Annotated in this window: 15 protein-coding genes, 1 tRNA gene and 2 pseudogenes; 5 read left to right on the top strand and 13 right to left on the bottom strand. The window is 49.1% G+C overall.

The window, feature by feature from the left end:
* Positions 1 to 242: 242 nt before the first annotated feature.
* Positions 243 to 966 (top strand): annotated as a pseudogene (locus tag BM331_RS11465) (IS5 family transposase).
* A 114-nt stretch (positions 967 to 1,080) separates the two neighbouring features.
* Here the strand turns inward: BM331_RS11465 and pgsA are convergent.
* The 8 genes from pgsA to BM331_RS09385 form a co-directional block, all read right to left on the bottom strand.
* Positions 1,081 to 1,653 (bottom strand): CDP-diacylglycerol--glycerol-3-phosphate 3-phosphatidyltransferase, encoded by a 573-nt coding sequence (pgsA, locus tag BM331_RS09350; RefSeq protein WP_074929087.1) that lies wholly within the window; start codon positions 1,651 to 1,653, stop codon positions 1,081 to 1,083.
* A 129-nt stretch (positions 1,654 to 1,782) separates the two neighbouring features.
* Positions 1,783 to 3,282 (bottom strand): glycerol kinase GlpK, encoded by a 1,500-nt coding sequence (glpK, locus tag BM331_RS09355; RefSeq protein WP_074929088.1) that lies wholly within the window; start codon positions 3,280 to 3,282, stop codon positions 1,783 to 1,785.
* A gap of 50 nt (positions 3,283 to 3,332) precedes the next feature.
* Positions 3,333 to 3,746: a nucleoside diphosphate kinase regulator gene (rnk, locus tag BM331_RS09360; protein WP_011635101.1), complete on the bottom strand. Its 414-nt coding sequence runs from the start codon at positions 3,744 to 3,746 to the stop codon at positions 3,333 to 3,335.
* Positions 3,747 to 4,032: 286 nt separating this feature from the next.
* The gene (phoB, locus tag BM331_RS09365; protein ID WP_074929089.1) at positions 4,033 to 4,755 is read right to left on the bottom strand and encodes a phosphate regulon transcriptional regulator PhoB; all 723 of its coding nucleotides are present in this window, start codon (positions 4,753 to 4,755) and stop codon (positions 4,033 to 4,035) included.
* 125 nt (positions 4,756 to 4,880) lie between these two features.
* Positions 4,881 to 9,455, bottom strand: a complete 4,575-nt coding sequence (locus tag BM331_RS09370; protein ID WP_177217859.1) for an autotransporter domain-containing protein — start codon at positions 9,453 to 9,455, stop codon at positions 4,881 to 4,883.
* Positions 9,456 to 9,670: 215 nt separating this feature from the next.
* Positions 9,671 to 9,763: transfer RNA gene (locus tag BM331_RS09375), tRNA-Ser, on the bottom strand.
* A gap of 50 nt (positions 9,764 to 9,813) precedes the next feature.
* The gene (locus BM331_RS09380) at positions 9,814 to 11,058 is read right to left on the bottom strand and encodes an aspartate kinase (RefSeq protein ID WP_074929091.1); all 1,245 of its coding nucleotides are present in this window, start codon (positions 11,056 to 11,058) and stop codon (positions 9,814 to 9,816) included.
* Positions 11,059 to 11,310: 252 nt separating this feature from the next.
* Positions 11,311 to 11,895 carry a peptidoglycan-binding domain-containing protein gene (locus tag BM331_RS09385; RefSeq protein ID WP_074929092.1) on the bottom strand — a complete coding sequence of 195 codons (585 nt, stop codon included), beginning with the start codon at positions 11,893 to 11,895 and terminating at the stop codon, positions 11,311 to 11,313.
* A gap of 478 nt (positions 11,896 to 12,373) precedes the next feature.
* On the opposite strand from BM331_RS09385, the gene BM331_RS09390 reads away from it, so the two are divergent.
* Both BM331_RS09390 and BM331_RS09395 read left to right on the top strand, forming a co-directional pair.
* On the top strand, positions 12,374 to 13,549 hold the full coding sequence (locus BM331_RS09390) for an acetate/propionate family kinase (protein ID WP_074929093.1): 1,176 nt from the start codon (positions 12,374 to 12,376) through the stop codon (positions 13,547 to 13,549).
* Between the two features lie 44 nt (positions 13,550 to 13,593).
* Positions 13,594 to 15,969, top strand: coding sequence for a phosphoketolase family protein (locus tag BM331_RS09395; RefSeq protein ID WP_074929094.1), 2,376 nt, complete (start codon positions 13,594 to 13,596; stop codon positions 15,967 to 15,969).
* A gap of 197 nt (positions 15,970 to 16,166) precedes the next feature.
* Here the strand turns inward: BM331_RS09395 and BM331_RS12245 are convergent.
* The 5 genes and pseudogenes from BM331_RS12245 to BM331_RS09415 all read right to left on the bottom strand — a co-directional run.
* Positions 16,167 to 16,419 (bottom strand): annotated as a pseudogene (locus tag BM331_RS12245) (integrase core domain-containing protein); the annotation flags it as partial.
* 75 nt (positions 16,420 to 16,494) lie between these two features.
* Positions 16,495 to 17,589, bottom strand: coding sequence for a transaldolase (gene tal, locus BM331_RS09400; protein WP_074929095.1), 1,095 nt, complete (start codon positions 17,587 to 17,589; stop codon positions 16,495 to 16,497).
* Between the two features lie 91 nt (positions 17,590 to 17,680).
* Entirely contained in the window at positions 17,681 to 18,211 is a 531-nt protein-coding gene (locus BM331_RS09405) for a DUF3617 domain-containing protein (RefSeq protein WP_083414741.1), read from the bottom strand.
* An 11-nt stretch (positions 18,212 to 18,222) separates the two neighbouring features.
* On the bottom strand, positions 18,223 to 18,567 hold the full coding sequence (locus BM331_RS09410; protein WP_074929097.1) for a hypothetical protein: 345 nt from the start codon (positions 18,565 to 18,567) through the stop codon (positions 18,223 to 18,225).
* Entirely contained in the window at positions 18,543 to 19,871 is a 1,329-nt protein-coding gene (locus tag BM331_RS09415) for an aminopeptidase P N-terminal domain-containing protein (RefSeq protein ID WP_074929098.1), read from the bottom strand. Before BM331_RS09415 ends, BM331_RS09410 begins: the two co-directional genes overlap by 25 nt.
* A gap of 171 nt (positions 19,872 to 20,042) precedes the next feature.
* Here BM331_RS09415 and rpe point away from each other — a divergent pair, with 171 nt between their 5' ends.
* Positions 20,043 to 20,723 carry a ribulose-phosphate 3-epimerase gene (gene rpe / locus BM331_RS09420; protein WP_074929099.1) on the top strand — a complete coding sequence of 227 codons (681 nt, stop codon included), beginning with the start codon at positions 20,043 to 20,045 and terminating at the stop codon, positions 20,721 to 20,723.
* 19 nt (positions 20,724 to 20,742) lie between these two features.
* Positions 20,743 to 21,465 (top strand): phosphoglycolate phosphatase, encoded by a 723-nt coding sequence (locus tag BM331_RS09425; RefSeq protein WP_074929100.1) that lies wholly within the window; start codon positions 20,743 to 20,745, stop codon positions 21,463 to 21,465.
* Positions 21,466 to 21,558: the final 93 nt, after the last annotated feature.

Genomic DNA, 21,558 nt, shown 5'->3' on the forward strand with positions numbered 1-21,558 from the left:
AACACAAAATCAATTGATTACAATAATCCTCACAGCAAAAACCACTCCACAAAAACCAGATCATCCCTCAAAATAAAATAAACCATGAAATGATTATGGATATATGTTTATATGCAAAAGGATTTCCAACTCACTGGATTTATTTTTCTTGTAAAAACAGGCAGGTACGCTCCTACCAAAAGCTTATAGATGCTGAGTAAGAGCCTGTTTACAATCTGTTTCTCACCCCTGATAATAGATGGATGAAGAGACCAAGATACGCCAGTGACATCAGCCGAGAGAAGTTTGCCGAGATAGAGCCATTACTGCGCACTGGCTGTCAATGGAGATACCTGCCCGACAAGTTTCCCAGGTGGCAGAGCGTATATGCCTATTGGCGTAAATGGAGCGCGCCCGACCAGGATGGCGTCAGCCTGTTGGAGCGGGCGTTAAAAAAATCAGGTTGGCGCGGCCCGAGAGAAGTTGGGGCGCAATGCTTGCAGCACGTTCCTGATCGTGGACGCACAAAGCGTGAAGAACACGGACACAGCGAGCCAGAAGGGCTATGACGCCAGCAAGAAGATATCGGGCATCAAACGTCATATCGCGGTAGATACCCAGGGTTTGCCGCATGCGGTTGCGGTAACCACGGCAGAAGTGACTGATCGCAAAGGAGCATTGCAGGCTCTCAAGCGCTGCAAACCGAACTTGAAGCAAATCCAAAGTTTGCTGTGTGATAGCGGCTACGTCGGCCAGCCTTTTGCCCAGGGCGTCAAGGACATCCTGGGCGAGCACGTGACAGTGCAGATTGCCAAGCGCAGTGAATTGCGCACGTTCAAGGTTATCCCCAAACGCTGGATCGTCGAGCGCAGCTTTGCCTGGTTGGAGAAGAACTGAAGGTTATGGAAAAACTGCGAGCGCAAACTCAATACCAGCTTGCAGTTCATTCATCTGGCCTTCATAGCACTGATACTCAGAAGATCATAAACAGGCTCTAAGAGCAGGCAGATTCTCTTTTGTTTTATTTTTTCCGAAATCTTAATCAACCAACCCCGTTTACATGGCGGGATATACCTTATTACTGATTACTCGAAGATTTCTTCAATGACGATGAATAGCGTGTGGAATAGCAGCTCTCAAATAGTAGATCATGGACCACAATGTCAGAATGGCAGCAATATAAATCAACCAGGTACCAATCATTTGTGAATCGAATGAATCATGAACCCTATCATGGTAAAGCAATAAAGGAATCGCCACCATTTGCGCTGCTGTCTTGATCTTGCCCAGAAAGGAAACCGCCACACTTTTAGATTTACCAATTTGTGCCATCCATTCACGCAAAGCGGAAATCGTAATTTCACGGCCGATGATAATCAAGGCAATCGACGCATCAAGCCGATCCAGATGTACCAAAACAATCAGCGCAGCAGCTACCATCAACTTGTCAGCCACCGGATCAAGAAAAGCACCAAATGCGGAAGTTTGATTAAGTGCCCGAGCCAAGTAGCCATCCAGCCAGTCAGTCAACGCGGCCCCCCCAAATACAATAGCTGCAACCAGATTTTGCGCGGCTGGAGATAACCATTCTGATGGCAGGTAAAAAATACCAACAAACAGAGGAATAGCCATTATGCGTAGCCACGTCAAAGAATTGGGAAGATTCATCAGCATAACCAAAAGTACTCCAATCTGTTTCAGCCCATCACATCAGACAAATATTTTACAACTTACTACAGACTTTCTCTCTACCCAGCGCAATCACGATTATTCACTGGAATTCATTTTAACAAGCTCAACAAGCTAATTTCTGGAGGCGTGCAGAAGCGATTGAACTGCAGTTTTCCAGCCCGCATACAAGCGTTCTCTCTCAGTTTCTGCTATCGTGGGAGTATAGATTTTATCCCGCTGCCAGTAATCTCCAGTTGCTTCCAGATCGACAAATAAACCCACCGTCAGACCGGCCAGAATCGCCGCGCCCAGTGCTGTTGCTTCTGTTATTCTTGGTACTTCCACTGGCTTGTTCAACATATCAGCAAGAAACTGACACATGAATTTGTTTGCGACCAGTCCTCCATCCACACGGATAGTCTCGGCATGATGACCGCCATCCTCTTCTATCGCCTCCATCAGATCCCGGGTCTGGTAGCCTTGCGCTTCCAGCGCGGCGCGGACAATATGCGCCCGCGTTGTGTCTCGCGATAATCCGCTGATCATACCTCGCACACCCGGCCGCCAATATGGCGCACCAAGACCAGTAAAGGCAGGCACAAAATACACCTCATTGCTATCTGGCACACTGAGCGCCAGCGCCTCGCTCGCCGCAGCCTCCTGAAAAAACTCCAGCTCATCTCGCAACCATTGAATTGCTGCACCGGCAATAAAAATAGATCCCTCGATAGCATAAACCATCTTGCCGTTCAGACGATACGCTGGCGTGGTCAGTAAACGATGCTGCGAAGGCTTGAAATCCAAGCCGATATTCATGAGAGCAAAACAACCTGTACCGTAAGTAGACTTGACCATTCCTGGCCGGAAGCACCTTTGCCCGATTAGTGCAGCATGCTGGTCTCCTGCCATGCCACCGATGGGAATTCCCCGCCCAAACAAGACCCGATCAGTCATCCCAAACCTGGCTGCATTATCGCGAACTTCCGGCAGAATCGCTTCCGGGATATCGAACAATGTCAGCAAATCTGCATCCCATTTCTGCTCGACGATATTGAATAACAGTGTCCGCGCAGCATTCGTCACATCCGTAGCATGCACCTTCCCACCGGTCAGGTGCCAGAGCAAATAACAATCTACCGTTCCAAATGCCAGCTCACCACGCATTGCCCGAGAACGAACTCCTTCAATGTTATCCAGTATCCAGGCAATTTTAGTTGCAGAAAAATAAGGATCAAACAACAAGCCAGTCCGGGCTGTTACCATTGGCTCATACCCTTGAGCTTTTAATTGCTCACAACCAATATCGGTGCGACGATCCTGCCAGACAATGGCAGGATAAACAGGTTTACCGGTTTTACGATCCCACAAAATAGTTGTTTCACGCTGATTAGTAATGCCGATAGCAGCAACCGACCCTACCATACTGACATTGTGTTCCAGTACCGCATGACAAACTTCGAGCGTATCCTGCCAGATAGCTTCTGGATTCTGTTCGACCCACCCCTTGTGTGGATAATGTAGCTTCAGCTCTTTCTGTTGCACCGCGAGAATTTCCAATGTTGCCGAAAATAGAATGGCACGAGTGCTGGTTGTTCCCTGATCGATTGCCAGAATCACTGGCTGGTTATTCATAACTGGTTTTATACAAAGAACAAAAGAATTCCAGAAAACAGCATGTTCACTTACCGATAATATTCACCGGAACGCTCAGGCTGATAGGTTACTTCTACAATACGCACACGCAATACCCCTCCGCCTGGTTTTGGCCATTCAATTTCATCTCCCTGTGAAAGTCCCAGCAGGGCACTTCCTACTGGTGCAAGGATCGAGATCTTCTCGCCACTAGTATCGACATCCTTTGGATAGACCAGCGTCAGACAAAACTCCTCGGCCGAAGACTCAACCCTAAATCTGACAGTTGAGTTCATTGTGACCACAGTGGGCGGAATTTCCTCTGGGTCCACCACGTCAGCGCGCGCAAGCTCGGCTTCCAGATCATCTCTTCCTGGAAATACACTCTGCGGAAGAGAATCCAGCAACATTTCTAATCTCTCCGCATCAAGCGAAGAAATCATTATTTTTGGTTTCACACTCATTTTTACATTCCTCTAATTTGGTCGTTCACGTGAATCACTGCGGAAAACAGCCTCACTGCCTGAAAAAAAACAACTCTTCCGGAACAGCACTGTCAATGGGAATAACTGATTGGCAGGAGCAACTGGTTACAGCCACACCTTGTTATGAAGAAACAGCAGCATCAAGTATTCGTGCTTGAAAAGACAAAAAGCGCCCTGCAATTGCCATTAATATGGCTCATCCACCTATGGCGCTTGTCAAGGCAGTATAACTTACCGATATCTCATTGGCCAGCGCATCCCAATTTCAGAAAGCATCTTCATTTCGCGTGGAAAAACGATACCCGGCCCCTCTTACTGTCTGGATCAAATCAGCTTTTCCAGCAACCTCCAGCACCTTGCGCAACCGGCGTATGTGAACGTCAACCGTCCGATCTTCGACAAAAACATGATCACCCCATACCCGATCTAATAACTGGGCGCGAGTATGCACACGCTCAGCATGAGCCATCAGAAAATGCAGCAATCGAAATTCAGTGGGACTGACCAGTAATTCCTTTTCTCGAAATCCATCTTCCTGATTAATGACTGTTACCCGATGCGTCATCGGGTTCAGCCTCACTCCCTCAGCATTGAGAATTTCATCAGAAGCTTCGGGCAGACTCCTACGCAAAACTGCCTTTATCCGGGCGATCAGCTCGCGTGGTGAAAATGGTTTGGTAATGTAATCATCCGCTCCTGCTTCCAGCCCAGACACCTTGTCACCTTCCTCTACCCGGGCAGTCAGCATAATGACAGGAATCGACCTGGTACGCGGATCTCGGCGCAGTGATCGCGCAAATTCGATGCCACTTTTACCCAGGAGCATCCAGTCCAGTAATATCAGGTCCGGTAATATCTCATTAATCTTTACTACCGCGTGCTCAGCACTATTTACACATACAACAATATAGTCCGCATTGCGCAGATTATAGGCAATCAACTCCTGAATTGCTGGTTCATCTTCTATCACCAGAACCGTTGCAGACATCTTTCATCTCACTGAGGGGATATGGTTAACAGCACAAATTATGCAGGACAATGATGACATAGCAATGACATTCTGGAAATTTCTTTTACTGATGGTGCCGCAGCAAAACCTGCCAGATAACCATCTCAGAATTTCATGCTGAAGGTTGCCCTGACGGACTGATCGGAAAGCTTGGAGCCGAACTGGCCGGCGTAGGAGAGGGAAAGTGATGCATTGCGCGACAGGGAATGGTCGAATCCGGCTTCAACTGCAGCCGCATTGCGTGTGACCGGCACCCCCCCGACGGCAAAGGCATCACCACCAGAAAAACGCATGGTTGAAAGTGGAGCGGTTTCGCCAAAGGCATGACGCCAGCCTGCCATACTCCGGATTGTGATCTTCGTGCCACGCAGATTCAGATCCGTCGAGCCGCGCAGGCCAAGTGTGGTAAAGGTTGTATCGGTATTCGACGAAGCATTGGTCAGTGCTGCAACCCCGCCTTTCTCGACAAATTTTTCCGTATGCAGATGGATATGCGCAAGATTGGCAAACGGCTCCAGTCGCGCGTTTCTTACATCGATCCCATAGCCGAGCTCCCCAAAGATCTGCGCTGTTGCAGCCCGGTAATTTTTCTCCGGACTGCTGCTGAATCCGGGAAACACAACGTCGCGGCTCGCCGTGATGTCATGCCAGATGTAGGCAGCACCGGTACGGAAAGCAATGTTGCCTCGCTGCGTACCCCCATAGAGGCCGATATGGTAGTTGCCGACCGATCCCGAAGAGCGGCGATCCTTCACGTTGAAGCTGGTCTGGCTGTAGCCGGCCACCGTACCAACGCGCCAGTTGCCAAGAACTGATGTATCCGCGCCGATGAAGAAGCCGCCGGTCGAGCGGTTGAAACGTGCGGCATTGCCATTGCTGCCGGTATATCCCCAGGAACCGAAACCTCGTCCCCAGACTGTAAAACGCTCCGTATTGACATCTGCCAGCTGGAAATGATCACCAGCGTAGGCAACGACTGTGCCGCCTGATCCACCAGTGTTATCGAAAGCGCCGCGAATGCGATCGTTGACGGCATCGCGAATGAAGCGGCTATCCTCGATCAGCGCAGTCCTGGTCGATGTATGGAACTCACCGGAAAGCTGATCAAAGGTGAAACGAGCCTGGTTTGCAGAAAGGTTGAGCACGGTATCGTAAATCAGGTTGCCCGGACCGAGGCTTTCGACACCACCACCGGTAGCAGTCTGGTTTGGCGTCTGTCCAATGCTCGCAAATGCGGCATCATTGCGCTTCGCCATCAGATAAACGTTGCTGGCATCGTAGTCGAGCAGAAGATCGAGAAAAGCGAGATTCGGGGCCACGCCATCGAAAGTGCCGGTTCGGCCACCCCGGGCAGTAAGGATCGTATGGCGCATCTGGGGCGAATAACTGCCCGCCCCGGCCAGCACCTGCACCCATCCCCCATTGAGGGTTGCCATACCGGCGGCATCAATCCGGTCTGATTGTCCGGCCGCGTTGATCTCGACCTCGTAAATCGAACCCGGATTGAAGCCAATGTCACCAGCGACGTGCAGCGTGCCTATCGAATTGCCTGGCGCCACCATCCCTGTAATTACAGCATTTCCCACTGTACCCGTACCTTGCAGGCGACCGGCAGACAGAATATCAACAGTTCCGCCAAGCTCTCCATTAACAGCCAGTGTTCCGGCCCCAACCGAAGTTGTTCCCGTAAAAGCTGAGGAATTGCCGGTCAGGTTGAGGCCGCCTGTACCAGCCTTGATCAGATTGCCGTTACCTGAGATCACGCCGGCATAAGTGGCAGCGGCGATCTGATCGAATGTGAAGGATGCACCGGAATCGACCATGATATTGCCACCGAAGCGTTCGGCCGAAGAAATCAGATTGCCGGCCTGGACCACCCAACCGAGTGATGATGTGCCAGCCAGCGTCAAAGAGCCGATACCGCGCTTGACCATAGTGCCGGTGGTGCCGTTCAGCGCAGCAATATCCCCTGTAAAGCCTGCATTGCCCGCCTGATCGAACACTACTGTGCCGGCATTGCTGATATTGCCTGAGATCGAGCCGGCATTGCCGATGAGCGCACCTGCCTCAACGCGGGTATTGCCATAAGTATTGGCACCATGATCAAGCCGTAGCGTGCCATCCCCCTGCTTGACCAGATCACCGCCGCCTGATACCCCTCCCCGCAGACCAAGTTCCGTGCCGGATGCAACGTTGATGCGACCTGGCTGCGTCAGGCTCACCGAACGGATGGAGTCAAAGCTTGCGGTTGTTGCGAGCGTGCCGCCGGTAAAGCTGAGCCCACCTGAGGGTGCGCCGAGATTGGCATCAGATGAGATTTGCAGCGTGCCCCCATGGAACTCCGTGCCACCGGTGTAGCTGTTGCTGCCGGTCAGGATAGTCGTACCGGCACCAATCTGCTGCACCGCGCCGCTGCCAGAGATCGCACTGGCAAAAGTGACCGTATCAGAACGGTTGAATGCCAGCACGCCATCGTTGACCACATTACCGGTGATTGAGCCAGTCGTGTCGCCATTGCCAAGTTGCAACGTACCGCTGGTGATCGTAGTGCCACCGGTGTAGGTGTTGGCACCAGTCAGAATCAGCGTACCGCTCCCCGCCTTGGCCAGCGATGAACCGTTCCAGCCGGTTACAACATTAGCAATCTGATCGGTAAGTGCCACGCCGACCACAAAACTGTCATCAGGGTTAGTCAGGGTAAAGGTACCATGGGCCAGATTATTGCCGGTCATCCAGCTCAAGTCATAGGTAGCGAGATATTGCAGATTGTCAGCCGATTTGCGGGTAGATAGCGCGAGATAATCTACCGGTCCGCTGAAGCCGCCTACCGTAACCACCCCAAAATTACCGGTAATACCGGCAGCCGTATCGATCAGGACCTTGTCGAGCTGGCTTGGGCTGTTAATGCCACCAAGGTTGAAGGTAACGCCATTGCGGAGTACGACACTGTTTGCCTGAAGAGAAGGAGCACCGGGCGTGGCAACAATCGACAGTGCAGTATTATTGCCAGCGAAGGTCGCACCCTGAGCAATACTCAGCGTTGCCGGTGTTTGAATCGCAAGCGTACCGCCAGTCACATCCAGCCTGCCGCCCAGCGTATTGCTGCCACCTGCCGCGCCGTTCCCGAACTGTAGCGTGCCGCTGAGAATCTTCGTATCGCCGGTGTAGCTGTTGCTGCCGGCCAGGATAGTCGTACCGGCACCAATCTGTTGCACCGCACCGCTACCGGAGATCGCGCCGGCTAAAGTTACTGTATCAGAACGGTTGAATGCCAGCGTGCCATTGTTGACCATATTGCCGGCGATCAAACCAGTCGTGCCGCCATTACCAAGTTGCAGTGTTGCGCCAGAAAGAATGGCCGTACTACCGGTAAAACCAGTGGAATTGCCGGTGAGTACTGTCCGCCCATTTTCGGCCTTGATGAAACCTTCGCCTGATATTACCGGCGCAAAAAGGTAATTGTTCGACGTGTGATTGAAGACCAGCGTGCCTGTGCCACCGCCAAAAGCGATATTGGGCGTGTCCAGTATTCCGGGTGCTGCAGCCGTAACACCCGACTGCTCACCAATATTGACCGTTCCAGTGCCTCCACCCAAACTCGCCACATGAATAATCGGCGCCTGGATTAAACCATCGTCTGAAACAGTTAATGTACCGTGTCCATTCTGGCCAACAGCGAGGCTGTTGCTGCTGGTCCACTGTGAGTCAGATCCGATTACGTTTGCCCTGCCCATAGAGCCGGAGGAGCCACCGATAAAACCAGACACACCAGAAAGCGTGCTGCCACTATTAATCACTAATGAACCATATGATCCAATTTCTGTGCCGACTCCAATAGAGCCCCTGCCAGTCACACTTGCAGAAGCATAGTCTGAGATGAAAAGGGAACCTTCCCCTTCCATGCCGATTACAAGTTTGTCATTAGCAATCCACTGCGCACCTTGCCCGGTTACTGTTGCCTTCCCGTCAGCGTTGGCATGCACCCCGATGTAACCACCAGAAGTGCTAGTCATCTTTCCACCACTCTCGATGCGCAATGTGCCACTGGATCCGTCATTCTCGCCGACATAGGCGATATAGGCATCTACTGAACCCCCACCGGAAACCGTCAATGTGCCGGTGCCGGAGCGGCCAACATGGAGCTCACGGGCCTGCCATTCTGAAATCGGCCCGTCGACCGTCACCGTACCAGAGAAATTATTGAGAATACCGAGATATGCATCTCTGGTGGAAAGCGTGCCACTGCCTGTAATTTGCAATGCAGCATTCGCTCCGTTGCTGTCGGCACCGAGATAAACCGTATCGGCAACTGCACCAGCCGTGCCAATGACACTTGGATAAACGCTATAGATGCCCACAGAGTCACTCTCTGTTGGCACACTTGGCACACTTCCTGACAACCAGTTACCTGTCGTAAACCAGTCATTACTGGTGGCTCCAGTCCAGCTCAGATCTGCCGCCAGTACCGGCGAAGTCAGTGCTGTCACTGAAAAAAGGGATGCGGCAACCAGGGCGGATGACAAGCGCGTGTGGTTGCGGACGATATAAACAGCCGGCATTGCGCCACTGTGCTTCTCGGCACCATTTCCGTCGAGACATGATCGCAGTGAAGAATATCTACCATACACGAATACGGCAAACATACCAGAAACACCTGGCAGCGGAAATTTTAAATTCATTTTCAGTTCATCAGGTAATAGAGACGGGGACATGGAAGATGATTCTTCCATGCTGATGTCATTTCATCAATCTTTTTCGCGACCCAGACTCATACCGCAAGGAAATACCTGGCAATGCAGAAGTTCCCTATGGATGCCCTACCGGAATAACAGGGAATAATGGCAAGAGAGAGTGGCGACAATGATACTAACGGTTGTGCCGCCAGAAACTGAAGTGGCGGAGAGAGAGGGATTCGAACCCTCGATAAGCTTTTTGAGCCTATACTCCCTTAGCAGGGGAGCGCCTTCGACCACTCGGCCATCTCTCCGTAAATGATGTTTTTACGATAACTTACACTTGGAATAGCCGGCAATGTTATCACGTTTTTGTGCTGCTGTTATTTGCCTGATCCAGATCAAATGCCTTATGCAAAACTCGGACGGCCAGCTCCATATATTTCTCATCTACTACGACAGAAATCTTAATTTCTGAAGTTGCGATCATTCGAATATTAATCCCTTCTTCAGCTAGAACACGAAACATTTTACTAGCTATGCCGGCATAGGAACGCATTCCTACACCAATCACTGAAATCTTGGCGATCTTTTCTCCGCCAATCACATCACGAGCACCAATATGCGGTAACACCTGTTCTTTCAGGATATCCATTGCCTTGGCGTATTCATTGCGGTTAACCGTGAATGAAAAATCAGTGGTACCGTCACGCCCTATATTTTGAATGATCATATCCACGTCGATATTGGCATCTGCAACCGGACCCAGTATCTGATAAGCAATACCTGGATGATCCGGCACACCAACAACCGTAATCTTCGATTCGTCACGATTAAATGCAATCCCTGAGATTATAGGCTGTTCCATCTTGTTATCTTCCTCAAACGTAATCAGCGTACCTTCACCCTCTTCAAAGCTGGAAAGAACCCTGAGCTTGACCTTGTATTTTCCAGCAAATTCTACCGAACGTATCTGCAGCACCTTGGAGCCCAAACTGGCCATCTCAAGCATTTCTTCAAAGGTAATAGTATTCAGTTTCCGAGCTTCCGGTACTACTCGCGGATCTGTTGTGTAAATACCATTGACGTCCGTATAGATTTGACATTCGTCAGCTTTGAGTGCTGCAGCAAGTGCAACTGCAGTCGTATCCGAACCACCTCGCCCAAGTGTAGTGATATCACCCACTTCGTCCCTACCTTGGAATCCAGCAACGATAATCACATTACCAGCAGTCAAATCAGCACGAATACGATCTTCATCAATCTTCAGGATACGCGCCTTGGTGTGAGCGCTATCAGTTGTGATACTGACCTGGGGACCAGTATAACTTTTTGCCTTGATACCCAGTTCACGCAAAGCCATTGCCAGCAACCCGATCGTAACCTGCTCACCTGTTGCCAGAACAACATCCAGTTCACGAGGATTTGGATTGGTTTGAATTTCCTTTGCCAAAGAGATAAGGCGATTTGTCTCCCCACTCATAGCAGACACAACAATCACCAGTTCGTGTCCCTGTGCCCGGAATTCAGCTACTCGGTGCGCAACCTGCTTAATGCGCTCAACACTACCTACCGAAGTACCGCCATATTTTTGAACAAGGAACGCCACGAAAGATGTCTCTCAGAAATAAATAATTAAACGGTCGGAAATTCTACACAGTTCTTCGGAAGAATTCTATTTCAGGACTCTGAACAAAAATACTAGACCCCTCCGTATCAAAACCCTACTGTAGCGTCATCATTATTCTACAAAAAATGGTTTTTGCCGACTAACTCACGCTCATTACATCATACCCAGTCAGATTCTATAGCCGGAACAGATTCATTATTTCCCGGTAAAGCTGCTATTTACAGCAGAAAATCAGAAAGTAATTCCCAGTTCTCGTAATGTTTCTTTGGTTATTTTACCTTCAGCCAAACCATGTTGTTTCTGGAAGTCCACCAATGCATTTTGAGTGCGAGGACCCATCATGCCATCTGCTGTCCCGGGATTTAGACCCGCATCCTTCAACGCCTGCTGAATTTTACGAATAAGATCCGGTGCAGCTTTGACAACATCCAACCCATCGTTGACAGCTTCTTTTATTGCCTCACTCACTTTTGGAGCCTCTGCCAGAACAGAATCAGCTTTTTCAGCAAAATTCCCAGCAGTTTCTTCCAATTCGTGTTTTACATCATCACCCGCAGCATTGACTGCCGATCCGGTTCGTTGAATAATTTCATCTGCTCTTGCCAGTATAGATTCCAATGATTCTTCTGTCGCTTCTCCAGCTTCAGCTGATCCCGGTTCAACTGCACTCTCATTACTCTGAGCAGCTTCCGAAGTTATCTCTAGCTGATTTTGCTTGGTGGTTTCTTCAGGTTGGTCACCGCAACCGGAAATAACTCCAACAAGAAACAGAACCAAAACACTCTTTGCAAAACGATCAGAATTTATTCTTTTCATTTCCGAATTTCCCCGTAAAAATCGATGAATTTTTTAGATACTTTCGGTACTAAAACCAAGCCCGAAAACTCCATCTCCCTAATTAATTGAATCATCTCCAGATCAAGTAAACACACTCCTAATACACATTCTTCCGCAACGTGGTTATTTTACTCTACGTGATTATACGAAACCTGTTTGACAAGGTTAATAATGTATCAGGTTAAAAAATAAAATCACACAGAATTGACAGCAATATGTAATCTGGTGCCAGCCAAGGAAACACTGAATTACAGTCAACAGGCCATAAAACAATAGATAGCCTGCATATAAATTATAAATGTTCGATACTTCAGGTTGATCAGATTGCGCTATATAGCCCTATGCATCAGTCATTTATTCGCGTGCTTCACCCACATCACTCTGGATTTCAATAATTCACAAGTTAGTGTATACACCGCGCCAAATTGGTCCCGGCAAATATTTTTAGGAAATTGCCATGAACGAAACCATTCTTGTCCTCAATGCCGGCTCATCCAGTATCAAATACGCACTCTATCGAACAATATATGAAAGTATATCGATAATCTGCCGGGGAAAAATCGAGATCGGCAGTAATACTTCATCCCAGTTTCAAGTCAGGGATTCCCGAGGAGAATTACTCTGGCAGCAGCACCTTCACGTTCCCCATCATGAAAGTGCGATAGAAGTGATTTTACAATGGCTGGAGACACAAACAGACAAACAATGGCCAACGGTAGCAGGCCATCGCGTCGTTCACGGCGGTATATTATTTGACCAGCCAGTCATCATCAATGAACAAGTCATCACCCAACTGTTCCAACTGGTTCCACTGGCGCCTCTGCATCAGCTTGACAGCCTGGTGGGAATTGAAACATTAAAACGACTCAAGCCAGATTTGCCACAGGTTGCTTGTTTCGATACCAGTTTTCATCGTACCATGCCTGATGAAGAACGGATCTATGCACTACCTGGCCATTTAACAGATCAGGGAATCCAGCGTTATGGTTTTCATGGCCTTTCCTACGAGTATATTGCCCATATTCTGCACGATCATCTAGGCGATCGTGCAGCAGGACGTATCGTAGTAGCGCATCTTGGCAATGGTGCCAGCCTGTGCGCTTTACGGCAGGGCAAAAGTATCGCCACTACGATGGGATTCACGCCATTAGAAGGTTTGCCGATGGGTACGCGTTGCGGCAACCTCGATCCGGCAGTATTGCTCTATCTGATGCGGGAGCAACAAATGAATCACGACATGCTGACAGACTTATTGTATCGGCACGCTGGCTTATTAGGTGTTTCCGGCATCAGCGCCGATATGCGTACGTTATTAGCCAGCGATGCCCCCCGCGCCAAACATGCCGTTGACCTGTTCATCTGGCAGGTATGCCGCCAACTGGGTGCAATGATAGCCGTACTGGAAGGTATCGATGGTTTAATTTTTACTGCTGGCATCGGCGAACATGCACCACAGATCCGTGCACGGATCTGTGGTCACCTCAAATGGCTGTCGATCAAGCTTGACGAGTCTGCCAATCAAGCCAATGCCATTCGTATCAGCACTGCTGAAAGCCATATCCCGGTCCTCGTTTTACCAACCGATGAAGAGAGCATCATCGCTCACCATACATTACGACTCATCATGACGTAATTTAAGGCGACTCCAGATAACCTGATCTTAATGAGGTATTCAATATGACTCAGACCCCACAATCTCTCACGCCGGATGAACTGCAAAAAATAGACGCTTATTGGCGTGCCGCCAACTACCTTTCAGTCGGCCAGATCTACTTGCTCGACAACCCCTTGCTGCAAGCTCCGCTGACATTGCAACACATCAAACCCCGTTTGCTAGGACATTGGGGAACGACACCTGGGCTCAATTTCATCTATGCCCATCTCAATCGCGTCATCCTGCGTGATGATCTGAATATGATCTACATAGCCGGCCCCGGCCACGGCGGGCCCGCATTAGTCGCAAACACTTATTTAGAGGGCACTTACTCTGAATATTACCCTGATATTTCGCAGGATATCCAAGGGATAAAGCATCTGTTCCGCCAATTTTCCTTTCCAGGCGGAATTGGCAGTCATGCCACGCCAGAAATCCCTGGTTCCATCAATGAAGGGGGAGAGCTCGGTTATTCACTTTCCCATGCCTTCGGTGCGGTATTCGACAATCCGGATCTGATCGCAGCCTGTGTCGTAGGTGACGGAGAAGCTGAAACCGGGCCATTGGCAGCTGCCTGGCATTCCAACAAATTTCTTAACCCAGCTCAAGATGGTGCAGTGCTGCCAATCTTACATCTGAACGGCTATAAAATTGCTAACCCTACCATTCTGGCACGTATTAGCCGTGAAGAACTGAATCAGCTGTTCTACGGCCACGGCTATCGCCCATACATCGTTGAAGGAGAAGATCCACTGGCCATGCATCAGCTCATGGCCAGTACACTAGATCAGGTATTTACTGAAATCAGATCGATCCAGGCCCAAGCCCGACTCAAGGGCATAACTCGGTATCCCCGCTGGCCTATGATTATCCTGCGCACCCCGAAGGGATGGACTGGACCCAAAACAGTCGATGGCTTGAAAATAGAAGGCTCCTGGCGCTCCCATCAAGTACCCCTTTCAGAGCTGGCAAAAAAACCGGAACATCTCCAGCAACTTGAAGCTTGGCTCAAAAGCTACCGTCCAGAGGAGCTATTCGATACTCACGGACGGTTGATCGAACCACTCCAGGCATTGGCACCGCTTGGCAATCGAAGAATGGGTGCCAACCCGCATGCTAATGGTGGATTACTGAAAGAACAACTGCATATGCCAGATTTCCGGGAATACGCAGTTGAGGTTGCACAACCCGGCCAGATTGAAGCTGAAGCGACCCGGGTCATGGGCAGCTTCCTGAGAGATATCATGCGCCTGAATCTAAAAAGCTGTAACTTTCGGATATTTGGGCCGGACGAAACAGCTTCCAACCGATTGGGAAACCTGTATGAGGTCACGCCTAAAACGTGGTTGGCCGAAACTTTAACTGAGGATGAACACCTGGCGCCAGATGGCCGAGTAATGGAAATTCTCAGTGAACACATTTGTCAAGGATGGCTGGAAGGCTACCTACTGACCGGGCGGCATGGCCTGTTTTCCTGCTATGAAGCATTCATTCATATCATCGATTCGATGTTCAACCAGCATGCCAAATGGCTAAAAATCAGCAAGGAAATCCCATGGCGCAGACCCATCGCCTCACTCAATTATTTGCTGACTTCCCACGTCTGGCGTCAGGATCATAACGGATTTTCCCATCAAGATCCTGGTTTCATTGATCATGTGATCAACAAAAAAGCCGATACCATCCGTATTTATCTGCCGCCAGATGCTAATTGTCTATTGTATGTCGCAGACAAATGCTTGCGCAGCCGTAATTTCGTTAATGTCATCGTTGCCGGGAAGCAGCCACAACTGCAGTGGTTAGATATGGATGCCGCGATCAAGCATTGCACGGCCGGTATCGGCATATGGGGATGGGCCAGTAACGACCAGGACGACGAGCCTGATGTCGTCATTGCCTGCGCCGGAGATGTTCCAACTATTGAGGCTCTAGCTGCTGTGAGCATTCTACGTGAATACCTGCCCGACCTGCGTATCCGGGTGATCAACGTCGTTGATCTGATGACTCTGCAGCATCACCTGGAACATCCGCAAGGTCTATCTGACCGGGAATTCGACGCCTTGTTCACCACAGACAAACCTATCATTTTTGCCTATCACGGCTACCCTTGGCTAATTCACCGCCTAACCTACCGTCGTACCAACCATCATAATTTGCATGTGCGCGGCTATAAGGAGGAAGGTACTACCACCACACCGTTCGATATGGTGGTACTTAACGACATGGATCGCTTCCATCTGGTTGATGACGTCATCGACCGCGTTTCCCATCTGGGTTATAACGCAGCCTATCTCAGACAAACCATGCGTGACAAACTAATCGAGCACCGCAGATATATCAACCGCTACGGCGAAGATATGCCGGAAATCAGAGATTGGAAATGGACGACACTACCGTGATATCAATAATATAACCATTAACTGGATTGTTCTATGTCGCCTGTAGCTGTTTAGTCCCACGATAAGCGAGTATATCTTACACCGGCATTCGTTGGACTAAACGACCAAGAGGAACTGAAGCCGTGTATCTGGGTGTCATTTTATACCTATCAGAAGGCATTTTATTTTTCTGGGAGCTCAGATGAACTATGTTGATTCTAAATATTGCATCCTGGGTAATTGTATGGTTTTTTTATGAAAGAGATGAGGATGAGTTTTATACCATTCTTGCATGGCCTGCATCGGAGCTTTACTCTTGAAGACAGATTACGGTAGTTGCTGGTTATACAGACTGACAACGGTATGAGGGTCTGCTCCAGATCTTCTGGCGCTATTGAATCGATGTATTTTGAGTACGTCAGTAATACGTCTGTTGAAACGTTCAACTATTCCATTGGTTTGCGCAGTGCGTAGCCCCCCCCCCGGGCAGGCGATGTTCGATACCGAGTTCCTGACGCAGCAACTGTCTTCTTGCTTCCCGTCACCCTAATCTACTTTTTCCTTCTGCATAATCATGCACTTCGAGGCAATTACCTCCATTAGGTCGCGCCAGGAATCTACAAATTTTTTGGCCCCCTCTTCCTGCAGCCTGGCAGCAAGAGTATCGATATCAATCCCTGCTCCAGCAAATTGTTGCAGAACGGTTTCACTGTCGCCACCATCAACAGGCATAGTGCCACCGCTCAAATCACCATGATCCACCAGCGCACTCAAAGTCTTCTCAGGCATGGTGTTAATTGTAAAAGGTGCAGCAAGCGTCGTCACGTAAAGCACATCAGAAGCCTTGGGGTCCTTGGTGCCTGTACTAGCCCACAATAAACGCTGTGGCCGTGCACCAGCGTTGTAAATACGCAACCAGCGGGCGGAACCAAGCTGTTCGCATACTGCTTTATACGTGCGATTAGCAATGGCAATACCCAGTTTGTTCTGCAATGCTTCTGGAACCTTGTCAGCCACTGCTGCATCCCACCGGCTGATAAACAGGGATGCAACAGAAACCACATCAGGATTCAGTCCAGCTTCGATACGCCGCTCAACTCCGCGCAAATAAGCTTCGGCTGCCGCCATATACTGCTCACGGCTGAATAATAAAGTCACATTGATCGGAATTCCAGAAAAAATCGCTTCTTCAATAGCGGGCAAGCCTTCCCTGGTTCCCGGAATCTTGATCAGCAGATTCGGCCGCTCCACCCGGCTATGCAGATCCTTTACAGCTGCAATGGTACTGACAGTGTCATATGCCAACAGAGGAGATACTTCCAGCGATACCCAACCATCAATACCATTGGTACGGTCATAAATCGGGCGGAACAAATCAGCAGCCTGAGTAAGATCCTCTAGCGCCAGATCAAAAAAAATCACCTCGCCCGATTTTCCCTGTGCCAGATCAGCACGGATGGAAGCATCATAAGCATCGCTATGCTTGATTGCATGGTTAAAAATTGTCGGGTTCGAGGTTAATCCCGTTACTGACAGCTCGTCGATATAGCGTTTGAGCGTGCCATTAATTAATAAATCACGTGTAATGTTGTCAAACCAGATACTTTGGCCCAAGTTGCGCAATAATTGTGTTGTTTTCATGATGTTTCTCCTTGAAAATTGAACCGGATTGATGGTATTTGTCCGGTCAACTGTTGCCCGATATGTATTTACCGATTATCGTCCTGATCTGTCATGGCTGCGGCTGTATAACTTCACACTGCTCGCCAATCCAGCGACCGGTTGTGTCAGCAGATACATAAACCGGCATGTCCTCCACTGTACTATTGAATTCTGTTCTCCCAGTAAAACTTTCTGGGGTAGAAAAAACACCTTCAGCATGGCCATTCCCTTTAAAGCGCGGATTATCGCAAACGAGCTCTACTTGATAGTGATTTCCAGATCGACGGGCATTGACAACCGTGCATCCGGACTGATTCTCGTAAAAATTGGAAGGAATATCCTGTTGTGCCATCTCCGGTGTGATACAAACCCGAGAAGTAGCTGCGCCATCCTTGATGCGTGGAATTTTCACTCCGTACTGTTTAGCCAACAGGGCAATTTTCTGCATCTGTTCAGATGGAACATGTTGAACCAGCCCGAGTAAATCCGATCGGGTAATCACTTCCCATAATCCAGATCGAATAGTTGTTTCAGCCCGGCTGAATGTACTAACCACTAACAGCAGGATAATCGATATAACCTTGAATGTAGTCTTGTACATAACGGAATCAATCAGCGATGCCCACGGTTTTTTTTATCATCTTCCCTGATTTCAATAATTTCTGCATCCTCGATTATCCCGTTACCTTGCTCAGCCGAAGCAGCCATTGATTGCCGGAATTTACGTCGCAGCCACCACAATCGCGCACTAACTGCTGCTGCCACAGCCGCAAACAACGCCAGTACAATCGAAAAGAAGAACGCACCCAACACTACCACCACAATCACCACCGGTATCAACGTCAGATAAAATGCCCACCGATTAATCGGTGATGCATTCAGTGATTCATCTGTCGGATCAGCTTGCCCCTGATGAATAATCCTTCTGATAATTATTTTTCTGTAGTCGTCACGCATTGCATCCACTCCTCTATCTCAGCCACACTTTTAGGCACTGACCAGGTAAGCACTTCATGCCCGATCGGTGTAACAGCTACATCATCCTCGATTCTTATACCAATATTCCAGAAATGCTCCGGGACATCTTCAGCAGGGCGAATATAACAACCCGGCTCTACAGTCAGCGTCATTCCCGGAACCAGTGTACGCCACTGGCTGGCCTGCTTATATTCTCCCGCATCATGCACATCCAGCCCCAGCCAGTGACCGGTCCGGTGCATGTAAAACCGTTTATAGGATTCCGTTTCCATAACCGCATCTGGACTACCTTCACATAAATGCAAATCAATGAATCCTTGTATCAGTACCCGCAAAGCCGCCTGATGCGGTGTATCCCAATTGTTACCCGGCCGAACCGCATCAATGGCAGCTTTCTGCGCAGCAAGCACCAGCTGATAAACATCTTTCTGTGCTGTGGAAAATTTGCCATTTATCGGGAAAGTACGTGTGATATCTGCTGCATAGCCATGCAATTCACAGGCAGCGTCAATCAACAACAGATCACCTGCTTTCAGCTGTGCGTCATTCTGAACATAGTGCAATACGCACGCATTCGCACCGCCTGCCACAATGGATGTATAAGCGGGAGATTCGGCACCTTGTCGACGAAACTCATAGAGCAGTTCAGCTTCTATTTCATATTCATGTTTACCGGGACGAGTCGCCCGCATGGCGCGCTTGTGTGCATCAGCTGAAATCCTGGCTGCTTCCCGCATCACCGCCAGTTCATGATCATCCTTGATCAAGCGCATTTCATCGAGCAAATGGCGAATATCCCGTATTTCTGCCAGCGCCGATATACCTTTCCTGATCTGCTCCCGCACGCAGTTGATCCACCCGATCACGCGCTGGTCCCAGGAAGGATCCTGGCCAACTGCATAAAACACCACAGATTGATTCGCTAGCAGCTCACCAGCAAGCTCATCCAATCGGGCAATGGGATAAGCCGCGTCAAAACCAAATGCTTCCCGTGCCGCATCCGGCCCATAACGAAACCCATTCCATATTTCATGTTCACTATCCTTTTCCCGACAAAATAAAATCTGTTGCGATGTGTTTTCATCTCCGGTAGCAACCAATAACAAAACCGCTTCAGGCTCCTGGAAGCCGGTTAAATAGTAGAAGTAACTATCGTAACGATAGGAATAACTTGTATCGCGGTTACGGTACTTTTCCGGTGAAGTGGCAATTACAACAACACCTTGCTGAACGTGTGACAGCAGTTGTTTTCTGCGATCGATATACGTCTGGACTGGAATCATGTCACCGGATTCCAGTAATAGTCACAAAAGATCGCCGGGGACTTGCCAGACCACCAGCCATGTACCTTCCAGACATCAACAATATGAAAAACCCGTATGGATGCAAAAGCATTATTAGCTCCCGGTTTCTGTTTATGGTTAAAATGTAGTATTTCCTTATGAGGCCAAATCATGTATCGCATTGCCCCTAGCATTCTTTCTGCCAATTTTGCCAGACTGGGCGAAGAAATCACACAAGTCCTGGATTCTGGCGCAGACATCATTCACTTCGATGTCATGGATAATCATTACGTTCCCAATCTGACGATCGGACCACTGGTATGCGAAGCGATCCGCCCTCTGACCAAGGCGATTATCGATGTGCATCTGATGGTTGAACCAGTTGATCGCATTATTCCGGATTTTGCCAAGGCGGGTGCCAACATTATCTCCTTTCATCCAGAAGCTTCGCGACATATTGACCGCACCATCGGGCTTATCAAGGAGCAAGGATGCAAAGCAGGCCTGGTTTTCAATCCGGCCACACCTCTTTCGTACCTTGATCATGTTCTGGATAAACTTGATCTGATCCTGATTATGTCAGTCAATCCTGGTTTTGGTGGACAGGCTTTCATTCCCGAGGCACTGAATAAACTGCGTCTGACAAGAGAGCGCATCAATGCAAGCGGTCGCGATATTCTGCTGGAAATCGACGGTGGCGTGAAGGTGAGTAATATTGCAGAAATTGCTCGCGCCGGTGCGGATACGTTTGTTGCGGGATCCGCCATTTACAGTGCAGGCAAAGACAGCGATCCTCACCGCTACGATAGCGTTATCGCCGCCATGCGGGCCGAATTAGCGAAAGTTGCCTGACCAGGAACCAACCTAACATATGACCCAATCTAACATACAACCGTCCAACCGAACTTCGTTTCCGATTCCACTTAAAGCTGTCATCATTGATCTGGATGGCACCCTGCTTGATACCGCTCAGGATCTCGCACTGGCAGCTAATGCAATGCTGCGCGAGTTACACATGGCTGAACTGCCATCATCCACCATACAAAGTTTTATTGGCAAAGGAGTCCCCAAGCTGGTTAAACGCACGCTTACCAACAGCCCGGATGATGAGCCAGATCCTGCACTGTTTGAGCAGGCATTGCCTATATACGAACGTTGCTATGCAGAGAACTTGCATGTGCATACACGCCCCTATCCAGGTGTTATCGAGGGACTCGAACAACTCAAACAGAATGGATTTCGCCTGATTTGTATTACCAATAAAACTGAAATCTTCACACTCCCGCTGTTACACAAAACCGGGTTGTGGGATTATTTTGAATTGGTATTGTCCGGCGACAGCCTTCCAAAGAGAAAACCAGATCCGCTGCCATTGCTACATGCCTGCAAATATTTTAGTGTTTCACCCAAAGCAACGCTGTTAATCGGCGATTCATCCAACGATGCCATTGCTGCGCGCGCAGCAGGCTGCCACATCTTCTGTGTACCTTATGGATACAATGAAGGGCATGATGTACACAAGCTCGATTGTGACGCGGTTGTTAATTCGATTGTTGAAGCAAGCAGTCTGATTACCTGCCAGCGTGATGCCTGACTGGCAATGAAACACACGAAGTTATACCGGTTTGTCACCATGATAAACCTGTAACAACCGGTATAACCTCATTCCATCACTCTACCATTTCAG

The sequence above is a fragment of the Nitrosomonas eutropha genome (genome assembly GCF_900116685.1).
Classification (GTDB): domain Bacteria; phylum Pseudomonadota; class Gammaproteobacteria; order Burkholderiales; family Nitrosomonadaceae; genus Nitrosomonas; species Nitrosomonas eutropha_A.

Coding starts and splice junctions, on each gene's coding strand:
- pgsA (WP_074929087.1), bottom strand. CDS start 1,653: ATGCTGATGAATCTTCCCAATTCTTTGACGTGGCTACGCATAATGGCT.
- glpK (WP_074929088.1), bottom strand. CDS start 3,282: ATGAATAACCAGCCAGTGATTCTGGCAATCGATCAGGGAACAACCAGC.
- rnk (WP_011635101.1), bottom strand. CDS start 3,746: ATGAGTGTGAAACCAAAAATAATGATTTCTTCGCTTGATGCGGAGAGA.
- phoB (WP_074929089.1), bottom strand. CDS start 4,755: ATGTCTGCAACGGTTCTGGTGATAGAAGATGAACCAGCAATTCAGGAG.
- BM331_RS09370 (WP_177217859.1), bottom strand. CDS start 9,455: ATGAATTTAAAATTTCCGCTGCCAGGTGTTTCTGGTATGTTTGCCGTA.
- BM331_RS09385 (WP_074929092.1), bottom strand. CDS start 11,895: ATGAAAAGAATAAATTCTGATCGTTTTGCAAAGAGTGTTTTGGTTCTG.
- BM331_RS09390 (WP_074929093.1), top strand. CDS start 12,374: ATGAACGAAACCATTCTTGTCCTCAATGCCGGCTCATCCAGTATCAAA.
- BM331_RS09395 (WP_074929094.1), top strand. CDS start 13,594: ATGACTCAGACCCCACAATCTCTCACGCCGGATGAACTGCAAAAAATA.
- tal (WP_074929095.1), bottom strand. CDS start 17,589: ATGAAAACAACACAATTATTGCGCAACTTGGGCCAAAGTATCTGGTTT.
- BM331_RS09405 (WP_083414741.1), bottom strand. CDS start 18,211: ATGTACAAGACTACATTCAAGGTTATATCGATTATCCTGCTGTTAGTG.
- BM331_RS09410 (WP_074929097.1), bottom strand. CDS start 18,567: ATGCGTGACGACTACAGAAAAATAATTATCAGAAGGATTATTCATCAG.
- BM331_RS09415 (WP_074929098.1), bottom strand. CDS start 19,871: ATGATTCCAGTCCAGACGTATATCGATCGCAGAAAACAACTGCTGTCA.
- rpe (WP_074929099.1), top strand. CDS start 20,043: ATGTATCGCATTGCCCCTAGCATTCTTTCTGCCAATTTTGCCAGACTG.
- BM331_RS09425 (WP_074929100.1), top strand. CDS start 20,743: ATGACCCAATCTAACATACAACCGTCCAACCGAACTTCGTTTCCGATT.